Source organism: uncultured Thiocystis sp. (assembly GCF_903866365.1).
GTDB lineage: Bacteria > Pseudomonadota > Gammaproteobacteria > Chromatiales > Chromatiaceae > Chromatium.
On record NZ_CAIPNF010000321.1, the window covers coordinates 1 to 4276 of the forward strand.

The window sequence follows — 4276 nt, forward strand, 5'->3', positions numbered from 1 at the left end:
CAACTCCACGCTCTGTATAAAAGCGGTGAACTACCGGCTCTCTAAAAGGAGCTTACACAAGGCTTGAGCCGTGTGCGGCGAAAGTCGCAAGCACGGTTCTTAGGGGGGGATGGTGCAGCAATGCACGGTCCCTACCCGACTGGTCATCGGCGCTCGGGCGCGAGGTCGAAACCGTCTGGCCCGGCATCGCCGAAGTCCAGACCACGGCGGCGCGCACCGGACAATGGGCGGGCATGGACCCGGCGCGGTTTGGCCCGGAGATCCCACGGACCTTCAAGGGCAATACGAAGGTCAACGACCACTGGAAAGAGATCGAAGTCGATCTCTCCTTTCCAGAATGGTGCGAGGTCACGGTCTACCGGATCGTCGGGGGTATCCGCTGCCCATTTACGGAAACGACATTTTGGGAGGAGTCGTACTCCCGGATCGGTAAAAGTGAAGTCCCCACGGCCATGTGGGTCAAACGCCCGCGCGGTCAACTGCTCAAATGCGCCAAGGCCGCCAGTCTGCGCGCGGCCTTCCCCGAAGAGGCCAGTTATACCGCCGAGGAAATGGCCGGCAAGCCGATTGACGGCGAGCCTGGTCGCCACGGTCACGGCCGTGGCAACGCCCATCGCCGGAACGCTCATCGCGCCCACCAGCGCGAGCGCCCCTGAGTCGACACCTGAGCCGGAACCAGCGCCAATCGCGGCCAACGCCGCTGACATCGACACCGCCACGCTGACCCAAATCGAGAGTCTGGTCGCGCGTGCCACGAAAAGCCACGCCTGGGCGTCGGCGCACGACTACTTCATCACCCGCTTCGAGGGCGGCGTGCTTCAGTATGCCCTGGAGTGTCTGGTGCAAGCCGAACGCGAGGCGGAGCAGCCAGCCGCCGCCTAGCGGTACCACCCCGACCGTTTCGACGGTCGATTCCCCCCACGGGACACCCGCTCCCGTGCGGGGGCGGTGTCTCTTTGATTCGGAGAACACCCCATGAAAGTTGTCAATCTGTCCCAGCGATCCTCGGAATGGCTGGCTTGGCGCTCGCAAGGCGTCACGGCCTCCGAGGCGGCGGTCATTGTCGGGCGCTCGCCTTACAAGACCCTCTGGCGCTTGTGGGCCGAAAAGACCGGCCTGTGCGAGCCGGACGATCTGTCGGCCAATCCCTTTGTCCAGCGCGGCATGGCGCTGGAAGACGACGCCCGCCAAGGGTTTGAAGAACGGCACAGCACGATGCTCTTGCCGATCTGCGCGGAATCGGACCTCCATCCCGCCTTGCGGTGCTCGTTCGATGGCATCGGCGACGATGGTGAACCCGTCGAACTGAAGGTGCCCGCCCAAGGTACCTGGGACGACATCGCGACCCAGGGCACGGAGGCCAAGGCGTACCAGATTTACTGGGTTCAAGTGCAATTCCAGATCCTGGTGGCGAACGCCATCCGGGGCTGGCTGGTCTTCGATCCGCAACGCGCTGGCGTGTCGGCAATGGAATTTGAAATCGCACGGGACGATGCCTTCATCGAAGACACTTTGATCCCGGAATGCCTCGCCTTTCACGAGGCTGTCCAGAAGAAAAAGGAGCCAACACCCGATCCTACCCGCGACTTGTTCGTGCCCGTCGACGACGAACGGTCGCAATGGACCGCGTTCGCGCGGCAGTACCGCGAAGCCGCCGCCCTCGCCAAAACGCTTGAAGACGAGCAGAAGGCGATGAAAGCCCTCATGGCCAACGCCCAAACGGGCCTGGTCGGCCTGATGGGCGAGTTCTTGCTCGCCGAACAGGACGGTGTGCGGATCACCCGCTATCGCCAGCAGGGGTCCGTCGATTACCTTTCGGTGCTCGCCGAGGTCGCACCGGATCTCGATCCAGCGATTCTGAACGCGCACCGTCGCGGTGCCTCCGAGCGGGTCAAAGTGACCGTCAAGGACGAACCAACGGCCAAGGCGGCCAAGATGGAGAACACCGAGAACACGGACACCGCCAAGCCCACACGGGCGCGGCGTCAGCCGAAAGCCAAGCCGGTCAAAGTCGAAGAGGTTGCACCAACCGAGGCCGCACAAACGCCTGTCGAGTTTGGGTATTTTTAACCGTGCGCCCACCGTTGGGGGGCGGTCAACCGAACCACTCCCGCGCCAAGGATCTGTCGTCTGCGCGTGGCCGCATTGCCGCGCCGCGTCCAGTCGTCAGATTTCCCGCGATCTCACCTAGTTGAGATCGTTCATCGCCTGCGCGGGCGATTCATCAAGACCGTGCGCACCATCGGCAAGCCTCGCGCTTGCACTCAACCCGCCAGCCTCGCGCTGGTTCACCCATTGGGGAGTCCACTCCCCTCAAGGGACGTGCGTCTCCTCGCTTTTGAGAGACGACGCATGATCACCATCACCAACACCACCAAGCTCTTCGGCATCGCTGAAACCTTCGGGCTTCCCGCGCGCCCGGAACTCACGATCGAGGGATTCGCCGACGACACCCATCCGATGATTCCCCGACAGATCGAATATCTCTTTCGTCCGGGCATGTCGGGGTTGATCGCGTTTCTCGGGGATGCCGCTGGAGATGCTTTCCTGCTGACCGGTCCGACCGGCAGCGGCAAGACCTCCTTGGTGTGCCAGATCGCGGCCCGGCTCAACTGGCCGGTCCAGTCGGTCACTTGCCATGGGCGCATGGAACTGTCCGATTTGATCGGGCAGTTCATTCTGCGGGACGGAAACACCGCGTGGGTCGATGGCCCCCTGGCCGTGGCGATGAAGGAGGGTCAGATATTGATCCTCAACGAGATCGATCTGATGGACCCGTCCGAACTGGCCGGGCTCAACGATGTGATCGAAGGCCAGCCCTTGGTGATTGCTCAAAACGGCGGCGATGTCGTCCGTCCGCATCCGAAGTTTCGCGTGTTTGCGACGGGCAATTCCGCCGGCGCCGGGGATGCCACCGGGCTATACCAAGGCATCTTGCGTCAAAACCTGGCGTTTCTGGACCGTTTCCAGGTCATCCAGGTGGGGTATTTGGATGCCCGCGTTGAGATCGGCGTGTTGCAGAAGGCGATTCCATCGTTACCCGAGGAGATCGGCAGAAAGATGATCGCCGTCGCGAACGAGATTCGTCGCCTGTTTTTGGGTGAAGGAGAGACGGGGGCCGAACTCACGGTCACGATGTCCACCCGGACCTTGATTCGTTGGGCACGCTTGTCGCTCACCTTTCGGGGTGCGCCCCAGCCGATCGCGCATGCCTTGGAACAAGCTTTGACGAACCGGACCGATTCCGAGCAGCGCGAGGCGATTCACCGGATTGCCGAAGACGTGATGGGGAATCTATGGTCAGGAGCCTGACCATGGATCAGTACGAGATGTACGCATTCATCCATCCTGACGGCCGCGTCAAGCACTGGGCCTACCGCGTCACGCACACGGGTGAGATCGACGTGCGTTGGGGGCCGGGAAATCGGCTCTCGCAACACAATCGCTACCCCACCTCCGCGTACCGCAAGGTGCAGGAGACGGCGAGCGCGAAGGTTCGCAAGGGATACCGCCACGTCGGCCAGCAGGAACTTGACCGGTCTGGTTCTCTCGTGCCCAAGCCGGTCTCGCCGGTTGGCCGCGCCGCGGTCGTCAACCAGACGGGTGCCAGACGTGACGCCTCCGCCGCATCCTCGCGTCCCGGCCTTCGATCTCTCACAGATCGACACCGAGGTGCCGGATTTCGGTTTTTTCTAACCAGCGTCGCCCCTCCGGGCGTCATTCAACCGCCAGCATCCGCTGGCCTTCACCCCCCTGGGGAGTCCACGCCTCCCCTTGGGGGGCGTGCGTCTCCCCGATTTCTGGAGAGACCGCATGAACAACGTCAACAGTCTGAACGACACGCTGATCACGATCACCGAGAAAATGGCCCTGATCGTGTTGACCGTCAGTCAGTGGTCCGGACGCAAGAAGCTCCGGGCCGACGATTTGGAACTGACGGAGGGCGAAATTCCTTCCGAGGAACTCGTTTCGCTCGGCAGTAAACGGATCTGCAACCCGGATGCGCTCCGGGTCTTCGGCACTCTGAAGGGTCAGGCCGACCGGGCCTGCCTGAAGGTCGGTACACGGTTTCTCGGGGGCTACTTGATCCCGAATGACCAGATCGGCGCGCTCAGTGGCGAACTGGATTTACTGAAAGGGGGGTGGTCGGTTAGTGCCTCCACGCCCTATATGTTGTGGTCACCACTTATAGCCATGCGTCACTGCGGCTTCAGTGACGGGCTCGGTAACGACCGCCTGCTCCATGAGTCGGCGGAAGACGAGTCCACGGCTCTGC

General features: G+C 62.5%; 4 protein-coding genes and 1 pseudogene. All 5 read left to right on the forward strand.

Annotated elements, in window-relative coordinates; genetic code table 11:
* The first annotated feature begins 233 nt into the window (after nucleotides 1–233).
* The gene (locus QZY07_RS18285; RefSeq protein WP_295405801.1) at nucleotides 234–656 is read left to right on the forward strand and encodes a recombinase RecT; all 423 of its coding nucleotides are present in this window, start codon (nucleotides 234–236) and stop codon (nucleotides 654–656) included.
* Complete coding sequence (locus tag QZY07_RS18290) at nucleotides 601–882, forward strand: hypothetical protein (protein ID WP_295405804.1); 282 nt, start codon at nucleotides 601–603, stop codon at nucleotides 880–882. The genes QZY07_RS18285 and QZY07_RS18290 overlap by 56 nt, the downstream gene beginning before the upstream one ends.
* A gap of 93 nt (nucleotides 883–975) precedes the next feature.
* A complete protein-coding gene (locus QZY07_RS18295) occupies nucleotides 976–2070 on the forward strand; it encodes a lambda-exonuclease family protein (RefSeq protein ID WP_295405806.1) in 1095 nt (364 codons plus the stop codon).
* Between the two features lie 282 nt (nucleotides 2071–2352).
* Nucleotides 2353–3312, forward strand: coding sequence for a CbbQ/NirQ/NorQ/GpvN family protein (locus QZY07_RS18300; protein WP_295405808.1), 960 nt, complete (start codon nucleotides 2353–2355; stop codon nucleotides 3310–3312).
* Nucleotides 3313–3864: 552 nt separating this feature from the next.
* A pseudogene (locus QZY07_RS18305) lies at nucleotides 3865–4077 on the forward strand (DUF3150 domain-containing protein); the annotation flags it as partial.
* Between the last annotated feature and the right edge of the window lie 199 nt (nucleotides 4078–4276).

What these genes read in the sequence shown, in the direction of transcription:
- QZY07_RS18295 (WP_295405806.1), top strand. Translation starts at nt 976, where the DNA reads ATGAAAGTTGTCAATCTGTCCCAGCGATCCTCGGAATGGCTGGCTTGG.
- QZY07_RS18300 (WP_295405808.1), top strand. Translation starts at nt 2,353, where the DNA reads ATGATCACCATCACCAACACCACCAAGCTCTTCGGCATCGCTGAAACC.
- QZY07_RS18285 (WP_295405801.1), top strand. Translation starts at nt 234, where the DNA reads ATGGACCCGGCGCGGTTTGGCCCGGAGATCCCACGGACCTTCAAGGGC.